This window comes from Nonomuraea fuscirosea (assembly GCF_035917475.1).
In the GTDB taxonomy this organism is placed as follows: Bacteria; Actinomycetota; Actinomycetes; order Streptosporangiales; family Streptosporangiaceae; genus Nonomuraea; species Nonomuraea fuscirosea.
In genome coordinates, this window is the sequence record NZ_CP109074.1 from 5,892,177 (window position 1) to 5,916,510 (window position 24,334).

25 protein-coding genes are annotated in these 24,334 nt (G+C 71.4%); 11 read left to right on the plus strand and 14 right to left on the minus strand.

Annotated elements, in window-relative coordinates; all coding sequences use genetic code 11:
- Positions 1–31: 31 nt before the first annotated feature.
- The 4 genes from OIE67_RS26890 (at position 32) to OIE67_RS26905 (ending at position 4,486) form a co-directional block, all read left to right on the plus strand.
- A complete protein-coding gene (locus OIE67_RS26890; RefSeq protein ID WP_326645009.1) occupies positions 32–1,288 on the plus strand; it encodes an ROK family transcriptional regulator in 1,257 nt (418 codons plus the stop codon).
- Between the two features lie 108 nt (positions 1,289–1,396).
- The gene (locus OIE67_RS26895) at positions 1,397–2,719 is read left to right on the plus strand and encodes an ABC transporter substrate-binding protein (protein ID WP_326645010.1); all 1,323 of its coding nucleotides are present in this window, start codon (positions 1,397–1,399) and stop codon (positions 2,717–2,719) included.
- Positions 2,709–3,668: a carbohydrate ABC transporter permease gene (locus OIE67_RS26900; protein ID WP_326645012.1), complete on the plus strand. Its 960-nt coding sequence runs from the start codon at positions 2,709–2,711 to the stop codon at positions 3,666–3,668. The genes OIE67_RS26895 and OIE67_RS26900 overlap by 11 nt, the downstream gene beginning before the upstream one ends.
- A 2-nt stretch (positions 3,669–3,670) precedes the next feature.
- Positions 3,671–4,486 carry a carbohydrate ABC transporter permease gene (locus OIE67_RS26905; protein WP_106245297.1) on the plus strand — a complete coding sequence of 272 codons (816 nt, stop codon included), beginning with the start codon at positions 3,671–3,673 and terminating at the stop codon, positions 4,484–4,486.
- A gap of 35 nt (positions 4,487–4,521) precedes the next feature.
- On the opposite strand, the gene OIE67_RS26910 is transcribed toward OIE67_RS26905, so the two are convergent.
- The 8 genes from OIE67_RS26910 to OIE67_RS26945 all read right to left on the minus strand — a co-directional run bounded on the left by OIE67_RS26910 (position 4,522) and on the right by OIE67_RS26945 (position 11,778).
- Positions 4,522–5,766, minus strand: a complete 1,245-nt coding sequence (locus tag OIE67_RS26910) for an NAD(P)/FAD-dependent oxidoreductase (RefSeq protein WP_326645014.1) — start codon at positions 5,764–5,766, stop codon at positions 4,522–4,524.
- Between the two features lie 111 nt (positions 5,767–5,877).
- Positions 5,878–7,440: a helix-turn-helix domain-containing protein gene (locus OIE67_RS26915; protein ID WP_326645484.1), complete on the minus strand. Its 1,563-nt coding sequence runs from the start codon at positions 7,438–7,440 to the stop codon at positions 5,878–5,880.
- Between the two features lie 54 nt (positions 7,441–7,494).
- Positions 7,495–7,836 (minus strand): TraR/DksA family transcriptional regulator, encoded by a 342-nt coding sequence (locus OIE67_RS26920; RefSeq protein ID WP_106245299.1) that lies wholly within the window; start codon positions 7,834–7,836, stop codon positions 7,495–7,497.
- An 89-nt stretch (positions 7,837–7,925) separates the two neighbouring features.
- Complete coding sequence (locus OIE67_RS26925; protein WP_326645017.1) at positions 7,926–8,702, minus strand: rod shape-determining protein; 777 nt, start codon at positions 8,700–8,702, stop codon at positions 7,926–7,928.
- 412 nt (positions 8,703–9,114) lie between these two features.
- Positions 9,115–9,492, minus strand: a complete 378-nt coding sequence (locus tag OIE67_RS26930) for a hypothetical protein (protein ID WP_326645019.1) — start codon at positions 9,490–9,492, stop codon at positions 9,115–9,117.
- Positions 9,493–9,776: 284 nt separating this feature from the next.
- Entirely contained in the window at positions 9,777–10,457 is a 681-nt protein-coding gene (locus OIE67_RS26935) for a HEAT repeat domain-containing protein (RefSeq protein WP_326645021.1), read from the minus strand.
- Positions 10,458–10,492: 35 nt separating this feature from the next.
- Positions 10,493–11,467 (minus strand): WXG100-like domain-containing protein, encoded by a 975-nt coding sequence (locus OIE67_RS26940; protein ID WP_326645023.1) that lies wholly within the window; start codon positions 11,465–11,467, stop codon positions 10,493–10,495.
- Positions 11,458–11,778 (minus strand): hypothetical protein, encoded by a 321-nt coding sequence (locus OIE67_RS26945; RefSeq protein ID WP_326645025.1) that lies wholly within the window; start codon positions 11,776–11,778, stop codon positions 11,458–11,460. Before OIE67_RS26945 ends, OIE67_RS26940 begins: the two co-directional genes overlap by 10 nt.
- Positions 11,779–11,915: 137 nt before the next feature.
- Here OIE67_RS26945 and OIE67_RS26950 point away from each other — a divergent pair, with 137 nt between their 5' ends.
- From OIE67_RS26950 to OIE67_RS26965, 4 genes are all read left to right on the plus strand, one after another.
- A complete protein-coding gene (locus tag OIE67_RS26950) occupies positions 11,916–12,305 on the plus strand; it encodes a YbaB/EbfC family nucleoid-associated protein (protein ID WP_106245311.1) in 390 nt (129 codons plus the stop codon).
- Between the two features lie 10 nt (positions 12,306–12,315).
- Entirely contained in the window at positions 12,316–12,747 is a 432-nt protein-coding gene (locus tag OIE67_RS26955; RefSeq protein WP_326645028.1) for a YbaB/EbfC family nucleoid-associated protein, read from the plus strand.
- 440 nt (positions 12,748–13,187) lie between these two features.
- The gene (locus OIE67_RS26960; RefSeq protein WP_326645030.1) at positions 13,188–13,508 is read left to right on the plus strand and encodes a hypothetical protein; all 321 of its coding nucleotides are present in this window, start codon (positions 13,188–13,190) and stop codon (positions 13,506–13,508) included.
- A gap of 1 nt (position 13,509) precedes the next feature.
- Positions 13,510–15,051: a hypothetical protein gene (locus OIE67_RS26965; RefSeq protein ID WP_326645032.1), complete on the plus strand. Its 1,542-nt coding sequence runs from the start codon at positions 13,510–13,512 to the stop codon at positions 15,049–15,051.
- Positions 15,052–15,220: 169 nt separating this feature from the next.
- Here the strand turns inward: OIE67_RS26965 and OIE67_RS26970 are convergent, their stop codons facing one another.
- From OIE67_RS26970 to OIE67_RS26990, 5 genes are all read right to left on the minus strand, one after another.
- Positions 15,221–15,970, minus strand: a complete 750-nt coding sequence (locus tag OIE67_RS26970) for an SDR family oxidoreductase (protein ID WP_326645034.1) — start codon at positions 15,968–15,970, stop codon at positions 15,221–15,223.
- Positions 15,971–16,159: 189 nt separating this feature from the next.
- Entirely contained in the window at positions 16,160–16,546 is a 387-nt protein-coding gene (locus tag OIE67_RS26975) for a MerR family transcriptional regulator (RefSeq protein WP_326645036.1), read from the minus strand.
- Positions 16,543–18,066: a DHA2 family efflux MFS transporter permease subunit gene (locus OIE67_RS26980; protein WP_326645038.1), complete on the minus strand. Its 1,524-nt coding sequence runs from the start codon at positions 18,064–18,066 to the stop codon at positions 16,543–16,545. The genes OIE67_RS26975 and OIE67_RS26980 overlap by 4 nt, the downstream gene beginning before the upstream one ends.
- A gap of 20 nt (positions 18,067–18,086) precedes the next feature.
- Complete coding sequence (locus OIE67_RS26985; protein ID WP_326645040.1) at positions 18,087–18,668, minus strand: NADPH-dependent FMN reductase; 582 nt, start codon at positions 18,666–18,668, stop codon at positions 18,087–18,089.
- A gap of 58 nt (positions 18,669–18,726) precedes the next feature.
- Positions 18,727–19,242: an HAD domain-containing protein gene (locus OIE67_RS26990; RefSeq protein ID WP_326645042.1), complete on the minus strand. Its 516-nt coding sequence runs from the start codon at positions 19,240–19,242 to the stop codon at positions 18,727–18,729.
- Between the two features lie 113 nt (positions 19,243–19,355).
- Here OIE67_RS26990 and OIE67_RS26995 point away from each other — a divergent pair, with 113 nt between their 5' ends.
- The gene (locus tag OIE67_RS26995) at positions 19,356–19,895 is read left to right on the plus strand and encodes an AAA family ATPase (RefSeq protein ID WP_326645044.1); all 540 of its coding nucleotides are present in this window, start codon (positions 19,356–19,358) and stop codon (positions 19,893–19,895) included.
- Between the two features lie 13 nt (positions 19,896–19,908).
- On the opposite strand, the gene OIE67_RS27000 is transcribed toward OIE67_RS26995, so the two are convergent.
- A complete protein-coding gene (locus tag OIE67_RS27000) occupies positions 19,909–21,240 on the minus strand; it encodes an extracellular catalytic domain type 1 short-chain-length polyhydroxyalkanoate depolymerase (protein WP_326645046.1) in 1,332 nt (443 codons plus the stop codon).
- 433 nt (positions 21,241–21,673) lie between these two features.
- Here OIE67_RS27000 and OIE67_RS27005 point away from each other — a divergent pair, with 433 nt between their 5' ends.
- Together OIE67_RS27005 and OIE67_RS27010 are read left to right on the plus strand one after the other, a co-directional pair.
- Positions 21,674–23,128, plus strand: coding sequence for an endo-1,4-beta-xylanase (locus tag OIE67_RS27005; protein WP_326645048.1), 1,455 nt, complete (start codon positions 21,674–21,676; stop codon positions 23,126–23,128).
- A gap of 185 nt (positions 23,129–23,313) precedes the next feature.
- The gene (locus OIE67_RS27010) at positions 23,314–24,330 is read left to right on the plus strand and encodes a LacI family DNA-binding transcriptional regulator (RefSeq protein ID WP_326645050.1); all 1,017 of its coding nucleotides are present in this window, start codon (positions 23,314–23,316) and stop codon (positions 24,328–24,330) included.
- Positions 24,331–24,334 lie beyond the last annotated feature (4 nt).

Sequence of the window (24,334 nt, forward strand, 5' to 3'; positions counted from 1 at the left end):
CCTACGGCACCCGGACGCGAGGAGACAGAGCATGGAACAGGTCGTGGCCGCCGGCACGCAGTTCATGCGTGAGGTCAACTCCGTCGCCGTCGTGCGCAGGCTGCGGACCGAGGACAGGATGAGCGTCTCCGCGCTGGCCAAGGCGGTGGGGCTCTCCCGCCAGGCGGTCACCCGCTCGCTCAACGCGCTCGCCGCCGAGGGCCTGGTCGAGTTCGGCCCCGTCGATCGCGACTCCACCCGGGCGGGGCGGCCGGCGCAGCTCGTGCGGTTCAGGGCCGAGGCCGGTCACGTGCTCGGCGTGTCGATCAGCCCGCAGGACGTGCGCGTGGCGGTGGCGGATCTGTCCGGCGCGGTCACGGCCACCGACGCGGTGCAGCTCGCCGCCGGCCTCGGCGGTGCGGAGGTCGTGGAGACGCTCCTGTCCACGGTGGACGGCACCCTGCGCGCGGCCGGAGTCACAGCGGGCATCACGGCCGGCGGCCTCTGGTTCGCCTCGGTCGGCACCCCCGGCATCGTCGACCCGGCGGCCGGCGTCATCAGACTCATCCCGAGCGTGCCCGGCCTGGCCGGCGACCTCCTCGTCCGCCGGCTGACGCAGGCGCTCGGCTGTCCCGTCTACCTGGACAACGACGTCAAGCTGGCCACGCAGGGCGAGCGGCGGCGCGACGCGGACCGGCGCGAGGACTCCCTGGTGATGATCCACTGGGGCGAACGGGTCGGCGCCGGCATCGTGCTGAACGGCGAGCTCTACCGCGGCGCGTCCAACGACTCCGGCGACGTCGGGTTCCTCGACCTGCTCGGCGCCGACTCGCCCGGCACGGCCCGGTCCCCGCAGGGTCTGGGGCCGTTCGAGGATCGGGTCGGCGGCGCGGAGATCGTCCGCCAGGCCGCCGCGGCGGCGGGACGCGCCGGCGACGAGGCGCTGCTGTCCCGGATCGAGGCCATGGGCGAGCACGCCCTCGAAGCCGTGCTCGACGCCGTCGTCGCGGGCAGCCCGGCGGCGCTGGAGGCGATCGACGTGGTGGCCCGCCGCTTCGCCAAGGGCATCGCCGCGATCAGGGCGATCCTCGACCCGCGGCTTGTGGTCATCGGCGGGCCCCTGGCCAGGTGCGGCGAGCCGCTGCTCGCGGCGCTGCGGCGGCATCTGGCGGGCGAGCCGCTGGACCAGCCGGCGCTGGAGGTCTCGGCGCTGCGGCAGGACGCCGTTGTCCACGGGGCGCTGCTCCACTCGCTGGCCGAGATCGAACGGACCAGGTTCGGCCTGGTGAGACCGGGCTCGGCCTGGTGAGGAGCGGTCGTCATGAGCACCGTCACGCGAACGACGCGCCCCCGTCATGAGCACCGTCGCGCGAACGACGCGCCCCCGATTGAGGAGACCGGATTGAGGAGAGAAGTCATGCCCAGGATGACGAGACCGGCCAGGCGCGCGGCGGCCGTGGCGCTCAGCGTCACGACGGCGTTCGCGCTGACGTCCTGCGCGGGCGCGAGCAGCTCGGGAGGAGGTACGGCGCCCAAGATCGAGGTGTCGACCACCATCCCGCAGGACCCGGTGACGCTCACCCTGGCCTACAGCAACGACCCGCCCACCAAGACGCTCATCGACGGCTTCACCAAGAAGCACCCGAACGTCACCATCAAGCCCCAGATGACGCCGTTCAACGACTACATCAAGTCCATCAAGCTCTCGATGTCGTCCGACTCGGCGCCGGACATCGCCCAGTACAACCCGGGCGCGATGAACTCCCTGGTCCCGGCCGGTCTCATCCTCGACCTGAGCCCGTGGTCCCAGGCGTACGGCTGGAGCGGGAAGTTCCCGCCGGCCAGCCTGGAGGTGCTCAGCTCCGACAAGTCGGCCAAGCAGTTCGGCACCGGCAGCCTGTACGCCGTCCCCGGCGGCCTGTCGGTGCTCGGCGTCTTCTACAACAAGAAGATCGTCACCGAGGTGCCGAAGACGCTGGCCGACTTCGAGACCGCGATGGCCAAGGCCAAGGAGGCCGGCCGGACCCCGCTGAGCATGGGCGCGCTCCAGGTGGGCGGCTTCCAGCTGTGGAACGCGCTGCTCAACGTGACCGGCGACGTCGACGCCTACCGGTCGTGGGTGTACGGCAAGCCGGGCGGGACGATCGTGAACCCGGCCGCGCGGCAGGCCGCCCAGACCATCACCGACTGGGCCAAGAAGGGATACATCCCCTCAGGGGCGAGCGCCACGTCGGACCCCGACGCGCTGGCGAGCTTCGCCAAGGGCGACACCGCGTTCGTCATCACCGGCAACTGGGCCGCCCAGACGCTGGAGACGGAGATGAAGGACGACGTGGGCTTCTTCCTGATGCCCACGCCGTCGGCGGACCAGTCGGTGAGAGTCGCCTCGGGCGCGAGCGTGGCGTACGCGATCTCGGCGAAGTCGAAGCACCCGAACGTGGCGGCGGCGTTCCTCGACTACCTGAGCTCGCCGGAGGCGGCGAAGATCGAGTTCGACGGCGGGTTCATGCCGGTCGACACGAAGGCCGAGCTCGGGGCCACGGGGCTGCGCGGCGACATCGCGAAGGTCTTCGCGCCGGTGGCGCAGGGCAACGGGATCGTGCCGTTCCCCGACTACGCCTCCCCCGGCATGATCGACAAGCTGACTCCCGGCATCCAGGGCCTGATCAACAGCAAGATGACGCCCGACGCGTTCCTGACGTCCCTCCAGGAGTCATGGGAAGCGCATCATGGCTCGTGAGCCGAGCACGGCCGTCTCCCCGCCGCGGGCCGCTCCCGCCCGCGGCGGGGAGACGGCCGGCGGCCCCGTCCGCCCGGCGCGCCGGCTGGGACGGCGGGCGCGGGGCTGGCTCTACGTGCTGCCCGCACTCGCGGTCTACCTCGGCTTCGCCATCTGGCCGGCGCTGAACACGCTCCGCCTGTCGCTCCTCACCTGGGACGGCATCCTGCCGCCGGTCTGGGCGGGCTTGTCCAACTACGTCAAGATCTTTCAGGATGCGGCGCTGTACGAGGCCATCCTGCACAGCCTCGCCCTGATCGTCTTCTTCTCGGTCATCCCCATCGGCGTCGGCCTGCTCATGACGGCGCTGCTGATGGGCAAGGTGCGCCGGGGCATGACGTTCTTCCGCATCGTCTTCTTCCTGCCCCAGGTCCTGCCGCTCGTCGCCGTCGGCATCACCTGGCGCTGGCTCTACAGCGAGAACGGCGCCGTCAACCAGCTCCTCGACGCGATCGGGCTGGCCTCCGTCACCCGCGCCTGGCTGGGCGACTACGGCCTGGCCCTGATCGCGCTCGGCCTCATCGGGACGTGGGTCATGAGCGGCCTGTGCATGATGCTCTTCCTGGCGGGCGCGCAGAAGATCGACCCGTCCCTGTACGAGGCGGCCCGGCTCGACGGCGCGGGCGCGCTGCGGCAGTTCCGGCACGTCACCGTGCCCGGGGTGCGCAGGGAGATCACGGTCGCCGGCGTGATCACCACGATCGCCGCCCTGGCCAGCTTCGACCTCGTCTTCGTCACCACCAACGGCGGCCCGGCGGGACAGACCAACGTGCCCGGCCTGCTCGTCTACCGGCTGGCCTTCAACGAGGGAGACATCGGCGGCGCCAGCGCCCTGGCGGTCGTGCTGACCGTCATCGTGATCGCGGTCGTCTCCGCCGTCCGGTACTTCACCAGGGATGAGGAGCGTTGAGCATGCGCGGCGGTGTCAGTCTCCGGTACGGCGTCCTCGTCCTGCTGGCGGTGATGGTCCTGGTGCCCTTCGCCGGCATCGTGCTGGCCGCCCTGCATCCGTCGGGCGCGCAGCTCGACGGGCTGAGCATCCCCGACCGGTGGTCGTGGGAGACTTTCGCGCTGGCCTGGGAGCGGGGCAACTTCACCAACCTCATGCGCTCCAGCGTGCTGATCGCGGTCTTCGTGGTGCCGCTCGCGGTGGTGATGGCCACGCTGGCCGGCTACGGTCTCGCGGTGCTCAGGGTGTGGGGGCACCGGACGTTGTCGTTCGCGTTCGTGATGGGGCTCACGCTGCCGATCGAGGTCATCGTGGTGGCGCTCTACTTCAACCTGCGCGAGGTCGGCCTCACCGACTCGTACGTGGGCGTCATCCTGGCCGAGGCGGCGCTGTTCATGCCGTTCGGGGTGTACTGGATGCAGACGCACTTCTCGAACGTGCCCGAAGAGCTGATCGAGGCGGCCCGCATCGACGGCGCCAGGGACCTCGTGGTGCTGGCGCGGGTGCTGCTGCCGATCTCGTGGCCCGCGGTCACCACGCTGTCCGTGCTGTACTTCATGTGGTCGTGGAACCAGTTCATGCTGGTGCTGGTCATGATGCAGGACCCGGACCGGCGTACGGCGCCGAGCGGGCTGGGGCTCTTCGTCGGCCAGTACACGACGGACATCCCGCTGCTGGCGGCGGCCTGCCTGATCGTCATCGCGCCGATCGTCGTCGTGTACCTCGTCTTCCAGCGCAGCTTCGTCAGCGGCATCACCCAGGGCGCCATCAAGGGCTGAGGAGGCCCGCCGCGCTGTGCACGCGGACGGGATCCTCAGCGGAGGGGGTCGAAGTCGGCCAGGGCGGCGGGCTGCTTGCCGGTGGTGATCTGCTCGGCCAGCAGCCGGCCGGTGATCGGGCCGTGGGCCATGCCCCACATGCCGTGCCCGCCCGCGACGTACACGGTGGGGGCGATCGTCGCGCCGACCAGCGGCCGTCCGTCCGGGGTGACGGGGCGGGGACCGACCCAGACGTCGGTGCGCTCCTCCCAGCGCACCCCGCGCAGCAGCGGCTCGGCGGAGGCGATGATGGCGTCCAGCCGGGCCGGCACCTGCGGGGCGTCCGGGTCGCGGAACTCCATCGTGCCCGCCACCCGCAGCCCGTCGCGGTACGGCGTGCAGGCGACCCGCACATCGGGCAGGTAGATCGGGCCGGGCACCGGGTGGTCGACCGGCACGGTGAAGGAGTAGCCGCGGCCCGCCCGCACCGGCACACGCACGCCCCACTGCCTGGCCAGGCGCGGCAGCCAGGCGCCGGTGGCCAGCACCACCGCGTCGGCGGAGAGCACCGTGCCCTTGGCGGAGCGGACGACGGCCTTCCTGTCGTCGGTGCGCACCTCGTCGACCTCGACGGCGTACACGGTCGCGCCGCGCTTCATCACGGCCTGGCCCAGGGCGTGCACGAACGCGCCCGGGTCGACGTAACGCTGCCCGTCGAGGCGTACGCCCGCCGTCAGCGCCTCGCCGGCCAGCGGGACCTGCTCGGCCAGCCGGTCCCGGTCGAGCACGGTGTGCTCGACCCGCTGCCCGGCGTCCTGGAGCCGGCGCAGCTCGCGCAGCAGGCTACCGGCCTGGCGCGGCGTGCGGAACGCGGCGGTGATGGGCGCCGCGACGACGGGCGCGGACACGCCATTGGCGGCGAGCACCTCGTACGCCTCGACGGCCTCGTCGTTGAGCGGCAGGTTGGCCCGCGCCGCGCGGGTCCACGCCGCCCACCGGCTGTTGGCGGCGAACCGGGCCAGGAACGCCCACAGGCCGGGGTCGAGGCTGGCGGGCACGTGCAGCGGCGCCGCCGGGTTGAGCAGCGAGCGCAGGCCGTAACGCAGGACGGCGGGCTCGTTGAGCGGGACGGCCAGGCCCGGCGCGATCCAGCCGGCGTTGCCCCACGACGCGCCGGCCGCCACGCCGCCGCGGTCGACCACGTCGACCCGCACGCCACGCTCCTGCAGGAACCAGGCGGTCGACAGGCCCACGATGCCCGCGCCCACCACGACCACCGACCGCGGCCAGTTGCCGCTCATGACGTCCTCCAACGCTCCAGGTGATTACCGCTGCCGTGGACAGCATCGCCCCGGCGGCGGCCGGGGGCGTTGTGGGCGGACGACAATCGCGGCGCCGCCGTTGTGGACGGGCTACAACCGGAGTTCGTCCTCCATGGCCGCCAGCATGATCGTCATGGCCAGCCGCTGGCGGGCGTCGTCGAGGTCGAGCGGGGTGAGCTCGGCCATCTTGCGCAGCCGGTTGCGGACGGTGTTGGGATGCACCTGGAGGCGCTCGGCCGCCAGGGTGAGGTCCCCCTGGGACTCCAGCCAGGCCCGCAGCGTGGGGACGAATCGGGTGCCGTGCCGGGTGTCGTGCCGCAGCAGCGTGCTGACCGGCCCGCGGGCGGGCGTCCTGCCGGTCCGCGCGGCGGCGCGGAGCCGGCGCAGCAGCAGGTCGTCCCAGGACTCGTCATAGGCGGGCGGGACGGAGCCGGGTGCGGCGCTCTCGTGCAGTGCCAGGCACTCGTCCGCCTCCTGGCGGCCGGCGGGCAGCTCCGCCACCTCGGCGGGCGCGCCGATCCCGGCCGCGACGCGGACCCGGGCGGGCAGTTCGGCGCGCAGCGCGGTGATCCACTGCCGGGCCGCGCCGGCCTCTTCCGCGCGCAGGACGGTGTAGAGCGTGTCGCCGAGCAGCGCGCTGCGTCCCGGCCGCGACCAGCCGAAGCCGGTGGTGGCCTGCTCGAAGGCGAGCAGCAGCGCGGCGTGCCGGTCGTCGGCGGTGTCGGCGCGTACGGCGATGACGCGCAGCCCCTGCGGCGCCAGGCCCAGCCGGCTGGCCGTCGTCGCGGCGTCGGCGCTGCCCTCCAGCAGCCGGATGACCAGGTCGGACTCCACCTGCCGTTCGAGGTCGGCGCTGGCGCGGGAGCGCAGCAGGTGCAGGGCGACGGTACGCGCGCCGTCGGCCAGTGCGCGGCGGTGGGCGCCGGTCAGCGGACTGGCGCAGCCGATCCACACCGAGCCCAGGAGTTCGCGGCCGGCCCGGACCGCCACCACCATCCGCCCGGTCAGGCCGTTCGCGGCGTCGGCGGGCACGAACACGGGCTCGTCCGTCGCCGCCAGGTGCGCGAACACGCCCCGCCGCTGCAGCAGCTCGCGCAGCCGATCGGGGACGCGCCGGCCGAGGATGGTCTCCAGCCTGGCCGGATCGCCGCCCTCCTGGGAACGGGAGTAGGCGAGCACCCGCGAGTGCCGGTCCTCGATGGTGACCGCGCCTCCGACCACGTCGGCCAGGTTGTCGGCCAGGGCGAACAGGTCGGTCGGGCCCCGGCCCGAGGCGGTCTCGCGGCTCTCCAGCACCAGGCCGTACACCATGCCGGCCAGCTGGCTCCACGAGACGGCGGGGTCGGCCAGCAGCACGGCCACTCCGTGCCGGTCGCCGAGCGCGGCGGCCTCCCGTTCGAGGTCTCCCTCCTCTCCGGCGGCGGTTGCCTCGGGACGTACCAGGACCGCCTTGGCCTTGGCCGCGGCCGCCCACCGTACGGCCTCGTCGAGGCCGGGAGCACCGACGGCCAGCAGCAGGTCGCCCGCGGCGTGGCGGTCGGCGGTCTCCGGCATCGCCACGCCGCGCAGCCACATCGTGCGCGCCTCGGGACGGCCGCACAGGCGCACGCCGTACCCGCCGAGCACGTTCACCAGACGGTCCAATGTGATCATCATCAGCTCCGGGTCGCCGGAAGGGGGCGGGGCTCCCCGCCCCCTTCCGTGAGGTCAGGCGGCTTCGCGCCGCCGCTGGCAGTCGATGCAGGTACGGGCCAGCGGCCGGACCTTGAGCCGCTCGAACGGGATGGCCCTCTCGCAGTTGGCGCAGCGGCCGTACTCGCCGTTCGTCAGCCTGGCGAAAGCCTGGGACAGCTCGGCGATGGCCCGCTCGGCGGTGGTGATCGAGACGATCAGCTCCTGCCAGGTGCCGTCGGCGCCGCTGCCGTCCTGCTCCTGGACGCGAAGGCTGCTCAGCTGTCTCGTCCGCTGCTCCAGCTGCTCCTCCAGGTCCTGGCGGAGCGCCTGGAGCTGGACGGTGCTGAGGTGTGGCGTCGTGTGACTGTCGGTCATGACCAGGTGGTCCTTTCTGCGAAGGGTATGCGTCACGTACGTGCGGGGCGAGGTGCCCCGCCCGCGAAGGTGTCCCGCGTCGCGGCCGGTCAGCGGGTGGACAGGGTCAGGCCGGAGGCCAGCTCCGGTTGCAGGCAGAGCCGCATCAGGCCGCGGATGGTGGCGTGCTGCGGCTGGGGCGCCGCGCTGACCGGCAGCCGCAGCGCGGCGCGCAGCCGGCGCAGCAACAACTCCTGCTGCGCACCACCGCCCGTCACCAGCAGCCCCCTGGCTTGCGCGGCCGGGCGCGCGTCCCCGGGCAGGCGGCGTCGCAGGCTCGCCGTCATGTCGACGACGCTCTCCAGCGCGTACGCGGCCAGCCCCGCGCCGGTCGTGGCACTGAGCTGGAGTGCCGCCGCGTCCGTCACGACTCCCGCGCGGATCACCACGGCCTCGACGATGCCCGCCCCGACGTCCAACAGCAGGCAGGGGCGCGGATCGAGCACGTCGATGCCGACGCCGACGGCTGCTGCCAGCGGCTCCTCCACCAGCCGCACCTCGCAGCCGGCGACGTCGGCGACCGCGGCCCGGACCGCCGCCCGGTCGCTGGGCGAGGCCGCCACCGGCACCCCGGCCAGCACCTGCTCCAGCGGCCTGGTGTCGTAGTGGCGGGTGTCCTGCACCGCCATGCGCACCAGCCGGAGGCAGGCGCCCGGGTCGGCCACCATGCCGTGCCGGATGGGCGAGGCAACGTCGGTCCGGCCGGAGCCGGCCGAGCGCCTGACGATGGCCGACGGCCGGTCGGCGATGGCGTGCCCGCCCGCGGCCAGCGACCGCGTCCGGGCGGTGCCCAGGTCGAGCGCCAGAAAGCGCCGAGCCGGACTCATCCCGCACTCCCCCGCGCCGCCGGACGGAACCGTACGGCAGGGGCATCGGCCGGGTGGAGCCGTGCGACACCGGCGCCTGCCGGGCGGACCCGGGCGGCGCGGGTGCCGGGATGCGCGGGCTTCTGGCGCGGATGAACTGGGACAGAGGCGACAACAGCCATGACGATGATCGACTCCTGACAACGTCAGCGGAACGGCGGCAGGCCGGAGCGGCCCCGTACGTGGGGGCACTGGACGCAGGGACGGCCTGCCCGTTTCTCCTGCCGGGGATGACGGCCGCGTGACGGCTTCACGGCGCGGCGGCACACCTGCGGACGGACACCGTCCAAGGCGTCAGGTGAGCGTGCGCGCAGCGCGGGTCACCGGACCCCGCGGCGCTGGTGGCGGCGGACTCCGGTGCGGAAGACGTCGGTTACGCCTGCGGCGGGCTGCGCGATCCCGCGGTGCGGTGCGCCAGTTGCTGGGGATCGCGGCGCGTGTCCGCGTCGGATCCGGGCGCCGGCAGCAGGGCCAGGTGGGCGAGGTCGGCCTGGCGCTCGCCGCGCAGGGGCGGCCAGAGCGACAGCACGTGGTGCTCGCGGGCGCTGCCCGCCTGCGGCGGCAGGCTGGACAGGTCGGTGCCGGATCCGCCCGCGCTCCACACGGGGCCGGCGGCCGAGGACTGCGCGGCCGCCGCGACGGCGTTGCTCGCCGGGGCGGAGGCGCTGGCCACGACCAGGGACAGCAGGACCAGGACCATCGCGCCGACATGCGCGATGGACCCTTGTGGTGTTCTCCACGGTCCCGTCATACGGCCGACCATAGCCCAGACCTCGGGAAAAGGCATGTCCATTCCCGCCCGGCGACGGAACCACCCGCTCCGGCCGACGCCGGAAACGGCGCGGGCGTCGCGGAAGCAGGGCAGGGGGAGCTCCAACGGCACGGGCGGGGCGACCCCCTCAGGGGACCGCCCCGCCCGGTTCCGGGGAGCGCGCCCTCGCGGGGGCGCGCCGGTCCGGCTCATCGAGGTGTGCCGCCGGGGTGCCGGTCAGCCCCGCCGTCGCGGCCGAGCCCCCCGCGCCGGGGCGGGCATGCTCAGGCGGAGCCGCGCAGCTCGTTCAGCCGTTCCTCGGCGAACGAGCGGATCTCCTCTTCCTCGACCATGACCGCGTGCTCCAGCAGGTTGGTGTCCTGCTCGTCGGACAGGCTCGCGGCGGCCGCAGTCGCGAACAGCCGGCTCACCGCGTCGCCGTCCTCCAGCCGGTGGACGATGCCGGTCAGGTCGGGCTCCTCGCCGTCCTGGCCGATCAGCCACTCGGTCAGGTCCTTGAGCTGCCCGGGCGGCAGGCAGGCCGCTCCCGCCTCAAGCTGCTCGATCGACGCCTCGGTCAGGAATTCGAGCGCCTTCCAGCGGACCCCGCTCTCGGGATCGCGGCTCAACTCGATCACCCGGGCGATGAGAGGCCCGTGCCGCTCGTCGGCGATCACCAGCGCCGCCGCGACGGCGTCGTACCGTACGCTGCGGATCGGGTGGGACAGCAGCGGCGGCAACTCCTCGACCAGCGGCGCGGCGAGGTCGGTGAGCTCGGACAGCAGCCAGGCCGCCGTCGGCAGGATCCGGTCGTCGCCGCTGTGCAGCAGCCTGACCAGGTTCTGGACGGGGAATCCCGCGTACAGCTCGCTGAGCAGATCGTTGGCCGCCGGGCCCACGAGGTCGGCGTCGCCCGGATGCGCGAGGATGCGCTCGATCAGGTCCTCGCCTGTCTGCGTCTGCACCGGCTCTCCTGCCTCCTGTTGCTCTTCTGCTGCTCTCACTGACCGTACTGCCGTTTGATGTCCTCTTTCAGCTGGCGCAGCGCTGCTTCCTCGCGCCTGATCCGTTCGGCGTGCCCGGACTCCCAGCCCTTCCTCTCCTCCTCCGCCTTCCTGGCCTTGATGCTCTTCTCCAGCATCTCCTCGGCCTTCTTGGCCTCCGCCTCGCTCATGCCCCTGGCGCTGCTGGGCGGATCGCCGTGGACTCTTCCGTCGTGGCGCGAGCCCTGGTTCGAGTTGCGGGAGAAGAAGCCGCCACCGCCGCCACTCCCCCGGCCGCCGCTGTTGCCCCGGCCGCCACGCCGGTTGCCGCGGGCCATCTGCATCATGCCGTCCTTGACGGTCCGGGGCCCGGCCGGGTTGCGCAGGCCGGACGGCCGGAGCGGGACTCCGCCGCGCGGGCCGGCCATGGCCAGGCGTGGCCCGGGGGGACGCAGGTCGTCCAGGATGCGGCGCATCGGCTCGGTGACCCGGCGGCGCACGATGGGGGCGATCACCTTGCCGGTGCCCTCGCTGCCCTCGCGCAGGATCTTCCTGACCGCCTGGCGCGAGGCCAGGATCCGGGCCGTCGCGACGGTCGCGCCGACCGCCCCGCCGAACGCCAGCGCCTTGGCCACCCCGACCGCGGTGAACACCGCCTGCGTGCCCGCCGCCACCTTCACCGCCGACACCACGGTGGCGGTGCCGTCCAGGGCCGCCGGCATCACCCGCATCGCCGCGTTCGCCTGCGCGACGTGGCCGCCCTGGGCGCCGGTCCTGTTCCAGTGCGTCTCCATGCCGGCGGCGGACTGGCCACGGTAGACCTGCTGCGTGTTGCGGACCGCCGCGTCGGCGCCGCCCGCAGCCGGGGCCGTACCGGACTGCGCCGTACGCGCGGCGTTCCCCTCGGCCCTGACCTCGTCCTCGTTCATGTTCGGCCAGGGGCCGAGCATCTGCATGATCCCGGCCGCCGCCGGGGGAAGTACTACAGCCATGACCGGTCGAGCGCCTGGACGCTCTCGTTGCTCGCGGCCTCGCCCTCCTGCGTGTTCCTCATCACCGCGTGCAGGTTGTCGCCGGTGCCGGCGATCGTCCCCGACAGCCCGTCGAGCGCGGCCATCGACACCGCGCGGCACTCGGCGTACACGCTGGTGAACATGCCGAACAGACCGTCGTCCCCGAACGAGGACACCCCGTCGCCGCGCTCCTTCATCGGGGAGAGCGCGGCGTCGTAGTCCTCACCGTGGGCCCTGATCCGGGTGGCCTGTTGCCCCACCGTCCCCAAGGCGATCTCGAGTCCCGTCATGGCGCAGCACGATATCGTCACTTGTCAGGATCTTCATGATTTTTGTTGTTCATGAGACGTAAATCTCCGTGTAAAAACCCGGCCGGGTGTGTCTAGACTGGTCGGCCGTCCGCTCTCCTCACCGCCGGAGGTCCGACATGCGGCCACCCACACCCGACAACGACGATGAATACCTGCTCGAATACTTCGCCCAGGGCCAGCGGGTCATCCGCGACCTCCGGGAGGCGCAGGCCGCCATGCGGCGGGTTGAGGGTGTGGCCAGGAGCAAGGACGGGCTGATCGAGGCGGCCGCCGTCGGCGAGGGCGAGCCGACCCGGCTGCGCATCGACCCGAGGGCGCTGCGGCTCGAAGAGGCGGCGCTCGCCCGCGAGGTGACCGCCGTGCTCCGGGCGGCGCAGGACGAGGCGGCGCGCAAGGCGCAGGAGATCGCGGACGCGGCCGAGGGCGCCGCCACTCTCCCCCAGCCGCTCGACGAGACGTTCGTCCGCGGCCGGGTCGAGCAGGTCGCCCGCGACCTGCTCGGATGACCGCGCCCTGATGACCCGCCCCATCTCGTACGGCCCGCTCATCGGGCACGGAGGAAGCAGCGTGCACGACCACCCCCGGTTCGACCCCGCCGACATCACCGACCAGCACATCGAGGAGATCGCCCGCCAGGGCGAGCGGGTGCTGGCCTGGCTGGAGACGGCGCAGGAGGACCTCGACCAGATCGTGGGAGCGGGCGAGACGGCCGGAGGCCAGGTCAAGGCGACCACGGACGTGAACGGCCGCGTCCTCGCCGTCACCTACGGCCCCCGGACGAAGCGGATGAACAGCCAGGAACTGGCCGAACAGACCCTCGCGGCGGTACGGGCGGCCCGCGCCGACGCCCAGAACCAGACGCACGAGCTCATGCGCGAGGCCATGCCGGACTTCGACCCGATCCAGGCGAACGAGCAGTTCCAGCGCCTCCTCTCCGCCTGGCAGTGACCCGGCTTCGCCGGCACGAACGGCGCGAGCGACTGCGGCAGCGGACCGGTTGGACACGATCGCCCACTGCAGCCGAGCGGTGAACTCCGGCGTGGCGAGAGCACGCCATCACCGGTCAGACCAGGCATGGCGCGAGCCTGATGAGTACATCGCCAGTCAAACAACCCACTCCGCCACCGGTTCGGCGCTGTTCCCATCGGTGTGCTCCGCCGGAACACCAGTGTGTGGAGCCATGCCGCCCGCAGGAAGGCGGGATCTCTCCACTAGTGACTTCACGAGCCTGGCATCCCCATAGATCGACACATTTCCAGCAATATCCCCGTAGCCGCGCATGTGAGCAGATGCAACGTTCCTCCCGTCTGGAGCGATTTATAGACCAGATGCAGTCGTCCTCATCCACAGGCAGCCGAGATGACGTCACCGAGCTGAGCGGAGAGAACATGCAGGTCAACAACTTTGGGTCAGTGACCAACCAGACGAACATCGACCACAGCGTCACTTGGCCCCAGGCCGACGTTCAGGCCGGGATCGCCCAGCTCAGCCAGTTGATCGCCGCCGGATCCATCCCGCAGACCATTGGGATGGAGGTGGTCGCAGAAGTCGAAAAGAGCCTGAACGAGGCAGGCGGGCAACCTACCAGCCGGCTTAAAGCGTCATTGCTGAGACTCCGGGACATGCTCTCAGTCGGTGGAGCATCCGCAGATGACGTGGCCAAGGTCGCTGGAGCGATCAGCGCGATATCGGCGATCATCGGCGGGTGAGATGACGGATCTCGCGGACGACAAGGAGACGGGCGGCCCTGACCCGAGCGAGATGCACGTCAACAATCACGCGCCGGTCGCAAACCAGCAGAACATAGGGCACTTCTACTCGGGCAACAGGAACCCTCAGGAGGATCTGGCTACGGCTCGCCGGGCGCTGGCGGAACACCAGTGGCAACAGGCCTGCCAGCGCTACACGGAATACTTGGCCCACGAACCATCCTCATCCGCAAGAAAAATGGCCGAGGTCCGAACAGAGCACGCCTTCGCCAAATTGCAAGGGAGACGTCCGCGCTCTCATCCAGACCAGACTCATAATGAGATTCATGCCCTCTTGACCAAAGCCTGCGAACTCGATCCAGACTCAAAGGCCGCCCTCGTCCTCAGGGCTATCGTCGACGAAGACCTTGATCATGCTTTCTTACGCGAAGCAGGATTTTCGGATGAGGCTCAAGAGGCGAGTGCGAGCCTGGACCTGGAATGGGCACAGCGGATAGTCACCACTATCTCGGTCCGTGAATCACCAACGTGGCAGGCATTGGACGAACGGGTGACTCCCGGTGGCACCGTATCCGTTCCGGTATCGTCACTCAGTGATGACGAACGAGACGAGCGTGAACGTCGTATGCGCACCTTGTTCACTCCGGTACCCGCCGCACCGGTGCGGGAACAACGGCTCAACCCCCTCTACGGGTTGCTGCCCATGGCGGGCGGCGCCAGCATCCTTTGGGTCGCCATCACACTTTTGACGGCGTACGGCAGTCCTTTGTGGTCGTTACTATCCCCGGCCCCGTACATAGGCATCACCGGCGTCATCACGGCCTGTCTCGGTGGCTGTGTTACGTTCCAGGCGCTGTTCGCCAACTGGCGGCACCATCGTGTGTTCCAGCGGGCCATGGTGGATTACCGAGAAGAAATGCGCGTCTATGAGGAGAACCTTCCCTCAGAAGAGCAGATAAGCCGATGGCTGAAACACGACGTGAACGTCATCGTCGATCGGGCCCTCACCCGCCTGGGCATCGTGAAGGAGGAACTGCATAACACCGGACGACGCATCACCGATCCTCTCGTCATCGTCGGTCCCGCCAACCCTCCCAAGACCAAACTGGTGAGACATCACAGGGTGGGTGATGGCTACATCGCATCCCGCTACACCGTCTTCGTCGTATGTATGGCAGATCAGAAACTGGGCGCGTATCGAACCGCGCTGAACTCCATCACCGGCGTGCGGGAGCCTGAGGAACAGACGAGCGAGTACCGCTATCGAGACATCGTCTCGGTGAACGTCAATACCGTTCGACTGGATCTCCCGCCAGGCGCGAAGAGGACGGAGGACGCTGAGCCCACTTACGCGTTCGTCGATGCGCAGGAGAAGGACACCGTCGCCGAACGTTTCACTCTGATCGTGCCGGGAGATCGCTTCACCGTGACGACGAAGGTCAGCACCGATGACGGGAAGGGTTCACGTGTCGACTTCTCCCGGGCAGATCGCGCACTCGCTGCCATCCGCCGACGTATAGCGGCCAGTACGGGACTGCCCTGAGCCGCTGGGTAGGTGCGGGTCAGGGGCTGAGGCGTCGGCGTAGGTGGACCGGTCGGCCTGAACGAGATCGTCACTTCAAAGGTGATACTCCCACCAGCGCCGACACCTCGGGTGTGCAGTAGGTCCCGATGCAAGCAACGCGTCACGTACTGGGTGGCGCGTAGGAGTGTCAGAGCAGGGTTCCGCCTGAGGCGTCCAGCCAGTGGCCGGTCACCCAGCGGCTGTCGTCGCGGGCCAGGAAGGCCACCGCGCCGGCCACGTCCTCGGGGGTGCCCACGCGGCCCAGGGGTGACAGCGACGACACCCAGGTCAGCGCGTCCCCGACGAGTCGGCCCTCGTGCATGTCGGTGTCGATGACGCCGGGCGCGACGGTGTTGACGGTGATCGCGCGCGGGCCGAGTTGCTTGGCGAGGGTCGCGGTGAGCACGTCGAGCGCGCCCTTGGACATGGCGTAGCTGATGGACTGCGGCATGAACGCGCCGCGGGTCAGCATCGTGGAAATGTTGATGATCCGGCCCCCGTCGCGCAGCCGGGGCAGGGCGAGCTGGGTGACGAAGAACGGGGCGGTGGCGTTGACCGCGAAGATCCGCTCGAACTGTCCTCTGGTGACGTGCTCGATGCCGGGCTCGTCGTTGAGGATGCCGGCGTTGTTGACCAGGATGTCCAGCTCGCCGGCGTGGGCGTCGAAGGCGGCCCACAGGCGGTCGGCGTCGCCGGGCGTGCCCAGTTCGGCCCGCAGGGCGAAGGCCTGCCCGCCGGCCGCCTCGATGGCGGCGACGGTTTCCGCGGCGGCCTTCTCGTTGCCGCCGTAGTGGACGGCGACGCGGGCGCCGTCACCGGCCAGGCGCCGGGCGATGGCCCGGCCGATGCCTCTGCTCGCGCCGGTGACTAGGGCGGTCTTGCCATGGAGAGTACGCATGTCGGCTTTCTGCTGTGAGTGAGGTGGAGGCCACCGCCGTCTTCCGGACAGCGGCGGGCACGGTCGTACACGGGATGGCGCGCGCGGTCGTACGCGGGACGGCGGGCGCAGTTGTACGGGCGGCGGTGGGCGCAGTTGTACGGGCGGCCGGCGCCGAGGCGCCGGGGCGTCAGCTGCGAGGGCGGAGGGTCAGGCGCGCGGATCGTTCTGGAGGAAGTCCAAGGTGGCCAGTTCGTCCACGGTGGCCTGGAGCCGGTCGACGCGGGAACGGCCGATCCGGACGAGTTCTTCACCCGCGGCGAGCCACTGGTCGAGATCGCGGGAGAGGGGCGGGATGCCGGCCAGGATCTCGGCGCTCTCCTTGAGGGTGATGCCCACCCGTTGCGCGGCGAGGGCGAGTTTGATCCGGCAGATCGCGTCGACGGTGAAGCGGCGGGCGTTGCCGCTGTTGCGGTGGGCGTTGATCACGCCGTAGCGCTCGTAGAAGCGGACGGCGTTGGCCGTCACCCCGGCGGCCTTGGCCACCTGCCCGACCGTGAGCGACGCCTGGAAGCCGGGGTGGTCGGTGACGGTCATGTCCCACCTCTCGTCCTCGCGGCCGCCGGCTCTCGCCGGTCCAGTATCGCCGATGCCCGGCCCGGGGAGCGCAGCCGTACGAGCAGGGCCAGCGACATCAGGACGAGGGCCGCCGCCTGAGCCCAGCGCAGGGCGTCGGTGACGGCGACCGCCTGGGCGGCTCGCTCCGCCGTTCCCTGCCCGGCCAGGGCGGTGAGCGACGCGCCGCCGGTCGTCGCGGCGGTCAGCACCGTGAACAGCGCGCTGATCAGTACGGTGCCCATGCCGTTGGCGATCGTGCTCACCAGCGCCAGCAACGCCGAGCCCGAGGCCAGATCGGGGCCGTGCAGATTCCTGCTGGAACCGGACATCGTCGGCATCATGATCGCGCCGGTGCCCGCTCCCTGGACGAATCCGAGCAGGCCGAGCAGCGGGTACGAGGTGTCCGGCCGCAGGATGATCACCTGGACCACGCCGGACGCGATCGCGAGGCCGAGCCCGGTGCCGACGACCAGCCGGGGGCCGAGCCGTTCCAGCAGCCGGGCCGCGACCTGAAGGCTGAGGCCCATGCCGGCCGCGCCGGGGATCATCAGCGCGGCCGTGACCGAGGCGCTGTCGAGCCGCAGCGTCTGCACGTACGCGGGCATCAGCAGGGCCGAGCCGAAGTACGGGGCCGCGTACAAGGCGAGCACCGCGGCGCCCCGGCCGAACGTGGGATCGCCGAACAGGCGGATCCGCAGCAGCGGCTCCGGATGGGTCAGCGCCCGGACGGAGAAGGCCGCGACCAGCACCGCGCCGACGACCACCGTGGCGACCCGCGTCCAGGCCGCGTTGTCGTTCGCGCTGATCCCGTACGCCACCGCGACGATGCCCGGCACCAGCAGCATCGCTCCCGGCAGGTCGAGCCGGACCCGCTGCCGCCGCGCGGGATCGGCCGGCAGCCAGGCCAGCGTGCCCGCGGCTCCTGCCAGCGCCAGCGGCACGGTGAGGAAGAACAGCGCCCGCCACGAGCCGGTACCCAGGAGCGCCGCGCCGAGCACCGGGCCCAGGATCGGCCCGATGAGCAGCGGCAGCCCGGTGACCGCCACCATCCGGCCGCGCCGTTCCGGGGCGACCGCGCCGAACCCGATCGCCATTCCCAGCGGCGTCATCAGCCCGCCGCTGAGGCCCTGCGCCGCCCGCGCGCCGATCAGCCAGCCCAGGTCGCCGGCCGCGCCGGCGACGGCGGAGGCGACCGCGAACCCGGCCAGCGCCACCAGGTACACGCGCCGGACGCCCCAGCGCGTGGCGAGACCGGCGGCGAGCGGCATCGTCGTCACCATGCCGAGCGTGTACGCGGTGATGATCCACTGGACGGAGGTCAGCGACGCGCCGAACGCCGCCATCAGCCGCGGCAGCGCCACCACGACGATCGTCGCGTCCAGCACCGCCATCAACCCACCGAACGCCAGCACGACCGCGACCCGCAGTTCCGGCCGCGTCAGCCTGCCCACCGCCGGCCGCGTCAACCTGCCCACCTCCAGCCGGGTCGGCGTGCTCACCTCCGGCCGGGTCGGCTCGTTCACTGCCGACCGGCCGGATCCGGGAGCCGGACGGAGCGCAGCGCACTGGCCCACGTCCGCAACTCGTCCATCGTCACGTGCAGCGCCTGCGCCGTGCCGGGCGGCGGAACGAACCGGCCGCCGGCGTCCAGGTGCTCCCACGCCATCGGGATCAGCACCGCCTCCCGGACCGTGGTGGCCCGCAGTTCGGGCATGACGCCGCGCAACTGCTCCACCGCCCTGATGCCACCGGAGGACCCGTATGCGACGAAGGCGACGGGCTTGTACGCCCACTCGGTGAAGTGCCAGTCGATCGCGTTCTTCAGCGCCGCGGGAAAACTGTGGTTGTACTCAGGGGTCAGAAACACGAACCCGTCGGCGTCGGCCAGCCGCCCGGAGATCGGCGACCCGCCCGCCCCGCCAAGCTGCATCGCGTGCATCGGCAGCGAGACGGCGGCCAGGTCGATCAGGTCGAGGTCGAGCCAGTCGACCGCGGCGAGCTCACGCTCCAGCCACGCCGCGAGAGAGTCGGCCATCCTGGGCGTGCGCACGCACCCGATCACCACGGCGATACGGAGCCGGCCATCGATGTTGTCGGTCATGGTGACGACGCTAGGAGTTCGCCTATGGGCGAACTCAAATCCCCGGGCGACCGCCGGATCAGACCGCTCGTAACCAGTGGTCGAGGGCGGTGAAGTCGTCGTCGGTGAGGCCCCGGGCCGACGGGACGTGATGGAGGAGGGCTCGGCCGGGGTGGTGTGCGGACACCCAGGCGCGGTCGGCGTCGGTGATCTCGTCGTCGATCCACACGAACGGCCGCCCGCTCGCCCACGCCACCAGCGTTCTGGTCTTCCAGCAGAGCCCGAACCACCGGTCCTCGCGTTCGTTCTCGGGGGACGGCTCGGGCCAGTTCACGACCGGCAGCCGTGGCAGGCCGAGCCGGGGCGCGATCTCGGTGTTCGCCTGGTCCTCCCAGGTCGTGGCCCAGACCAGGTCGCACGGCAGCGCCGCCAGCCGAAGCCCTGCCCGCGGGTCGAGCCGGGCCAGGTGCCCACCGCCCGATGGCCGCGCGCCGTCGCCGAGCCCGCCGCACGACGGTCGCGCGCCGTCGCCGAAGGGCAGGAGCGGCCCGTCGACGTCGAGGAAGAGCAGGGGGCGTTCCTGATCGCCGTTCATGCCCCGGTGACCCGTCCATGCTCGCGGAAGTCTTCGCCGGCGGCCTCGGAACCGTTCATCGAAGGCAGGATAAGGGGGCGCGGGGTCGCGGTGATCGTCTCTACACTGGCGGCATGCCGTTGGTGTGGGTGACGGGCAACTCGGGGACCGGTAAGTCCACGGTCTGCGGAATGTTGCGGGCGCGCGGGTACGCCGCGTTCGACGCCGATGACGACGGCTTCAGCCGCTGGGTCGATCGGGACACGGGCGAGGTGGTGACGGACCCTCCGTACCCCGTTCCCGAGGGCTGGCTCGATCGGCATGGGTGGGCGATCGTCCGCGAGCGGGTCGAGGCCCTCGCCGAGGAGTCCCGCTCGCGGGTCGCGTTCCTGTGCGGGTCGGTGGAGAACGAGGCGGACGTACGCGATCTGTTCGACCTCGTCGTGTGCCTGGTGATCGACGACGACACCCTCCGCCACCGCCTCGCCACCCGGACCACGAACACGTTCGGCCGGCACCCCGAGGAGCTGGCGGCATCCCTGATGTGGAACCCCCGGCTGCGCGAGATCTACGAGCGCCGGGGCGCGACGATCGTCGACGCGTCCGAGCCGCCGGCCGAGGTCGTGGAGCGGGTGATCGGCGCGGCCCACGACCTGGCGGAGTCGGGCCGGTAGCCCGCCGGAGGGCTCAGGTGCGGGTCCAGCGCTGGTTCGCGCCGCCGTGGCAGGTGTAGAGCTGGAGCCGGACGCCGTTGGCGGTGCCCTGGCCCACCGCGTCCAGGCACAGCCCGGACTGCGCGCCGGTGATGCTGCCGTCGGCGTTCAGCCGCCAGCGCTGGTTCGCGCCGCCGTGGCAGGCGTAGATCTGGATACCGGCGCCGTTGCCCGCGCCGGCCGCGTCGAGGCACTTGCCGCCGTAGACCCGGAGCTCACCGGCCGCGGTGGCGGCCCACTGCTGGTTGGCGCGGCCGTTGCAGTCCCACAGCTGCACCTGGGTGCCGTCGGCGGTGGCCGCTCCTGGCACGTCCAGGCAGCGCCCGGAGCCGACGCCCCTGATCTGCCCGGCGGGCGGCGCGGTCGGCGTGGTGGTGGACGAGCCGTCGTCCAGGCCGAAGAAGCGGATGGCGTGCGCGGCCATCCCGGGGTGGGGCAGGTCGTGGCCGGCGCCGCTGATCGTGTACGTCTCCACCTGCCCGGGCCCGTACACCCGCCGCGTCCAGCCGGACTGCGGGCTGTCCGTGGCGGTGGGGGTCTGGCTCAGCCCGTGCACGTCGGTCCACTGGTCGGTCTCTTCATGCAGCATCGTGTACGGCAGCACGTTGTCCGCGGTGCCGTGCCAGGCCATCACCCTCGGCCGGGGCCCGGTGTAGCCGGGATAGGCATCCCTGACCAGGTCGCCCCACTGCCGCGGGGTCTTGTCGCCGCAGCCCGCGGGACCGAGGCACCCGTACGGGACCCCCGCGAACGGCGCGCCGGCCTGGAACACGTCCGGGTACGTGGCGAGCAGGTTGAGCGTCTCCATCGCGCCGGAGGAGAAGCCGGTGGCGAACACCCGCCCCGGGTCGCCGTTGTAGCGCTGCAGCACGTAGTTCGTCATGGAGACGATCGACACCGGGTCGCTGCCGCCGCCGTGCCGCAGCGCCTCGGCGGACCAGACGTCGAAGCAGTTGGACAGGCCGTTGGCGCTCTTGTTCGCCTGCGGGTAGATGACCACGAAGCCGTACCGGTCGGCGAGGGAGGCGAACTCGGTGCCCTGGTGGAAGGAGGGAGCCCAGCCGTTGCAGCCGTGCATCGCCACCAGCACGCCGGGTCTGGCCGCCACCCCGTCCGGGACGTACACGTACATCCGCAGGCCGCCGGGGTTGGCGCCGAAGCCCGTCACCTCGGTCAACGCCGCGGCTGAGGCGCCCGGCGTGGCCGTCAGGAACATGGCCAGCGCGGTGATCCCCGCCGTGAGCAGCGCCACCACGGCGGCGCCGACGCCCACGTACCGGCTCGTTCGCGGTCCGCCTCGGTTCATGGTTCCGCCTCTCCGCTGTTAGCGCTAACGCCGACGGGGCCGAGCTCCTTGAAGGCAGTGGCGGGAGGTAGCGAACATGACCCGGAAAGGTACTGTCAAGAGCGCCTTAGCTTACGGTGACGGCGGTGGATCCCGGCCGCCTGGGGATAGGCCAGGTAGAGGCGATCAATCGAGCACGACGGGGCGATGAAAGTTTCACGAAAGCTCAGCCTGCCCGGTGTTCGATCCGAAACATTTCAAGTGCCCTGGCGCCGCAACACACCAGTACAGCACCCTCCTCGAAGAACGGGCTGTTACGAAAGTTTCACTGGATTCTTGACAACTTTCGGCGACCTCCACACACTGAGTGCCCGAGGTGAGCTCCCCCACCTCCAGTACGCGCTCCGACGACGAGCTCGTACCGCACCCATGATTCGCCCCTGGAGGCTCAAGCATGGCTGTACCCGACATGCCCCCACTCACCGCCAGGCGACCGCAACGCGCCCGCCGCCGAGCGCTGATCACCGGCGCGATCGGCGCACTCGGCCTGATCACGGCACTGGCGACGGCGATCCCGGCCGTCGCCGCGGAGAGCACGCTGGGCGCGGCGGCGGCGCAGAGCGGCCGCTACTTCGGCACCGCCATCGCCTCGGGCAAGCTCGGCGACTCCGCCTACACGACCATCGCCAACCGCGAGTTCAACATGGTCACGGCCGAGAACGAGATGAAGATCGACGCCACCGAGCCCAACCGGGGACAGTTCAACTTCTCCGCAGGGGACCGGGTCTACAACTGGGCCGTGCAGAACGGCAAGCGGGTCCGCGGGCACACGCTGGCCTGGCACAACCAGCAGCCGGGCTGGATGCAGCAGCTGTCGGGCAGCACGCTGCGCCAGGCGATGATCAACCACATCAACGGCGTCATGAACCACTACAAGGGCAAGATCTACGCCTGGGACGTGGTCAACGAGGCCTACGCCGACGGCAACTCCGGCGGCCGGCGTGACTCCAACCTCCAGCGCACCGGCAACGACTGGATCGAGGTGGCCTTCCGCACCGCCCGCGCCGCCGACCCGGCCGCCAAGCTCTGCTACAACGACTACAACATCGACAACTGGTCCTGGGCCAAGACGCAGGGCGTCTACAACATGGTCCGCGACTTCAAGTCCCGTGGCGTGCCGATCGACTGCGTCGGCCTGCAGTCGCACTTCAACGGCAACAGCCCCTACAACAGCAACTACCGTACGACCATCCAGAGCTTCGCCGCACTGGGCGTCGACGTGCAGATCACCGAGCTGGACATCCAGGGCGGCTCGGCCACCACGTACGCCAACGTCGTCAACGACTGCCTGGCGGTGCCGCGGTGCGCCGGCATCTCGGTCTGGGGCGTGCGCGACACCGACTCCTGGCTCGGCTCCGGCGCCAGCGCGCTGCTCTTCGACGGCAACGGCAACAAGAAGGCCGCCTACACCGCGGTGCTGAACGCGCTCAACGGCGGCACCACGACACCGCCGCCCGGCGGCGGCGACGAGGGGCAGATCAGGAGCTCGGCCTCCGGCCGCTGCGTGGACGTGACCAATGCCAGCACCGCCGACGGCACCGCGGTGCAGCTGTACGACTGCAACGGCCAGAGCAACCAGCAATGGGAGCAGACCTCGTCCGGTGAGCTGCGGGTCTACGGCAACAAGTGCCTGGACGCGGCCGGTTCCGGCAACGGCGCCCGGATCCAGATCTACTCCTGCTGGGGCGGCGACAACCAGAAGTGGCAGGTCAACTCCGACGGCACGATCGTGGGCGTCCAGTCCGGGCTCTGCCTCGACGCCGTCGGCGGCGGCACCGGCAACGGCACGGGCCTGCAGCTCTACAGCTGCTGGGGCGGCAGCAACCAGAAGTGGACCTACGCCGCGTGAGTTCCCCCGGCTGATCGCCCTCCGCTGAAGAACAGCGGGTCTCGGCCCCTGAAGACAGCGGCCACCCCCGTCCGCACCGGGAGCGGACGGGGGTGGCCGCACGGCGTGCCCGCGTCACCCGTCGGTGGCCGCACGGCGTGCCCGCGCCACCCGTCCGTCCCGCATCCCCTGACTAGACTGCGGCCATGACCACGGAGTCGTCCCCTCTCACCATCGCCCAGCTCGCCGAGCTGGCCGGAGTCTCCACCGCGACGGTCTCCAAGGTCGTGAACGGCCGCGCCGAGGTGTCGTCCAAAACCCGCGCCGCCGTCGAGGAGCTCATCAGCCGGCACGGCTACCGCCGCCAGCGCCGCCGCTCCACCCCGACGGCCCTGGTGGAGCTGGTCTTCCACGCCCTCGAAGGCGACTACCCGGTCGAGATCACCAAGGGCGTGACGAACGTCGCGCGCGAGCACGACCTCACGGTCGGCATCTCCGACCTGCGCCGCGACCAGTCCACCGCGGACGCCTGGCTGGAGGGCGTGCTGCGGCGCCGCCCGAGCGGCGTGATCGCCGTGTTCTCCGGCCTGGCCGAGATCCAGCACGAGCAGCTCGCCCGCCGCGAGATCCCGCTGGTCCTGCTCGACCCGGCGGACGTGCCCAGCGGGGACATCCCCTCGGTCGGCGTCGGCAACTGGAACGGCGGCCTCACCGCCACCCGTCACCTCCTCGAACTCGGGCACCGCCGCATCGCCATCATCACCGGCCCCGACGCCGCCCTGTCCAGCCGGGCCCGGCTCGACGGCTACCGCACCGCCCTCGACATGGCCGGCCTGCCCGTCGACCCCGAGCTCATCGGCCGCGGGGACTTCCTCATCGAAGGCGGCCTGGCGGCGGCGCACCGCATGCTCCGCCTGCCCGACCGGCCCACCGCCATCTTCGCCACCAACGACGGCCAGGCCATCGGCGCCTACCACGCGGCCCACCAGCTCGGCCTGCGCATCCCCGACGACCTCAGCGTGGTCGGCTTCGACGACATGCCGTCGGTGCGATGGGCGATCCCGCCGCTGACCAGCATCCGCCAGCCGCTGACCGCCATGGCCGCCGCCGCCACGACCATGCTGCTGGCGCTGGCCCAGGGCGAGCCGCCGGCGCAGAACCGGGTCGAGCTGGCCACGGAGCTCGTCGTCCGCGCCAGCACCGCCCCGCCCCCGGCCGTCTGAGCCG

What these genes read in the sequence shown, in the direction of transcription:
- OIE67_RS26890 (WP_326645009.1), top strand. Translation starts at nt 32, where the DNA reads ATGGAACAGGTCGTGGCCGCCGGCACGCAGTTCATGCGTGAGGTCAAC.
- OIE67_RS26940 (WP_326645023.1), bottom strand. Translation starts at nt 11,467, where the DNA reads ATGGCTGTAGTACTTCCCCCGGCGGCGGCCGGGATCATGCAGATGCTC.
- OIE67_RS26950 (WP_106245311.1), top strand. Translation starts at nt 11,916, where the DNA reads ATGCGGCCACCCACACCCGACAACGACGATGAATACCTGCTCGAATAC.
- OIE67_RS26925 (WP_326645017.1), bottom strand. Translation starts at nt 8,702, where the DNA reads ATGAGTCCGGCTCGGCGCTTTCTGGCGCTCGACCTGGGCACCGCCCGG.
- OIE67_RS26995 (WP_326645044.1), top strand. Translation starts at nt 19,356, where the DNA reads ATGCCGTTGGTGTGGGTGACGGGCAACTCGGGGACCGGTAAGTCCACG.
- OIE67_RS26985 (WP_326645040.1), bottom strand. Translation starts at nt 18,668, where the DNA reads ATGACCGACAACATCGATGGCCGGCTCCGTATCGCCGTGGTGATCGGG.
- OIE67_RS26965 (WP_326645032.1), top strand. Translation starts at nt 13,510, where the DNA reads ATGACGGATCTCGCGGACGACAAGGAGACGGGCGGCCCTGACCCGAGC.
- OIE67_RS26975 (WP_326645036.1), bottom strand. Translation starts at nt 16,546, where the DNA reads ATGACCGTCACCGACCACCCCGGCTTCCAGGCGTCGCTCACGGTCGGG.
- OIE67_RS27000 (WP_326645046.1), bottom strand. Translation starts at nt 21,240, where the DNA reads ATGAACCGAGGCGGACCGCGAACGAGCCGGTACGTGGGCGTCGGCGCC.
- OIE67_RS26905 (WP_106245297.1), top strand. Translation starts at nt 3,671, where the DNA reads ATGCGCGGCGGTGTCAGTCTCCGGTACGGCGTCCTCGTCCTGCTGGCG.
- OIE67_RS26955 (WP_326645028.1), top strand. Translation starts at nt 12,316, where the DNA reads ATGACCCGCCCCATCTCGTACGGCCCGCTCATCGGGCACGGAGGAAGC.
- OIE67_RS26915 (WP_326645484.1), bottom strand. Translation starts at nt 7,440, where the DNA reads ATGATCACATTGGACCGTCTGGTGAACGTGCTCGGCGGGTACGGCGTG.
- OIE67_RS26920 (WP_106245299.1), bottom strand. Translation starts at nt 7,836, where the DNA reads ATGACCGACAGTCACACGACGCCACACCTCAGCACCGTCCAGCTCCAG.
- OIE67_RS26900 (WP_326645012.1), top strand. Translation starts at nt 2,709, where the DNA reads ATGGCTCGTGAGCCGAGCACGGCCGTCTCCCCGCCGCGGGCCGCTCCC.
- OIE67_RS26990 (WP_326645042.1), bottom strand. Translation starts at nt 19,242, where the DNA reads ATGAACGGCGATCAGGAACGCCCCCTGCTCTTCCTCGACGTCGACGGG.
- OIE67_RS26895 (WP_326645010.1), top strand. Translation starts at nt 1,397, where the DNA reads ATGCCCAGGATGACGAGACCGGCCAGGCGCGCGGCGGCCGTGGCGCTC.
- OIE67_RS26945 (WP_326645025.1), bottom strand. Translation starts at nt 11,778, where the DNA reads ATGACGGGACTCGAGATCGCCTTGGGGACGGTGGGGCAACAGGCCACC.
- OIE67_RS27010 (WP_326645050.1), top strand. Translation starts at nt 23,314, where the DNA reads ATGACCACGGAGTCGTCCCCTCTCACCATCGCCCAGCTCGCCGAGCTG.
- OIE67_RS26960 (WP_326645030.1), top strand. Translation starts at nt 13,188, where the DNA reads ATGCAGGTCAACAACTTTGGGTCAGTGACCAACCAGACGAACATCGAC.
- OIE67_RS26910 (WP_326645014.1), bottom strand. Translation starts at nt 5,766, where the DNA reads ATGAGCGGCAACTGGCCGCGGTCGGTGGTCGTGGTGGGCGCGGGCATC.
- OIE67_RS26930 (WP_326645019.1), bottom strand. Translation starts at nt 9,492, where the DNA reads ATGACGGGACCGTGGAGAACACCACAAGGGTCCATCGCGCATGTCGGC.
- OIE67_RS27005 (WP_326645048.1), top strand. Translation starts at nt 21,674, where the DNA reads ATGGCTGTACCCGACATGCCCCCACTCACCGCCAGGCGACCGCAACGC.
- OIE67_RS26970 (WP_326645034.1), bottom strand. Translation starts at nt 15,970, where the DNA reads ATGCGTACTCTCCATGGCAAGACCGCCCTAGTCACCGGCGCGAGCAGA.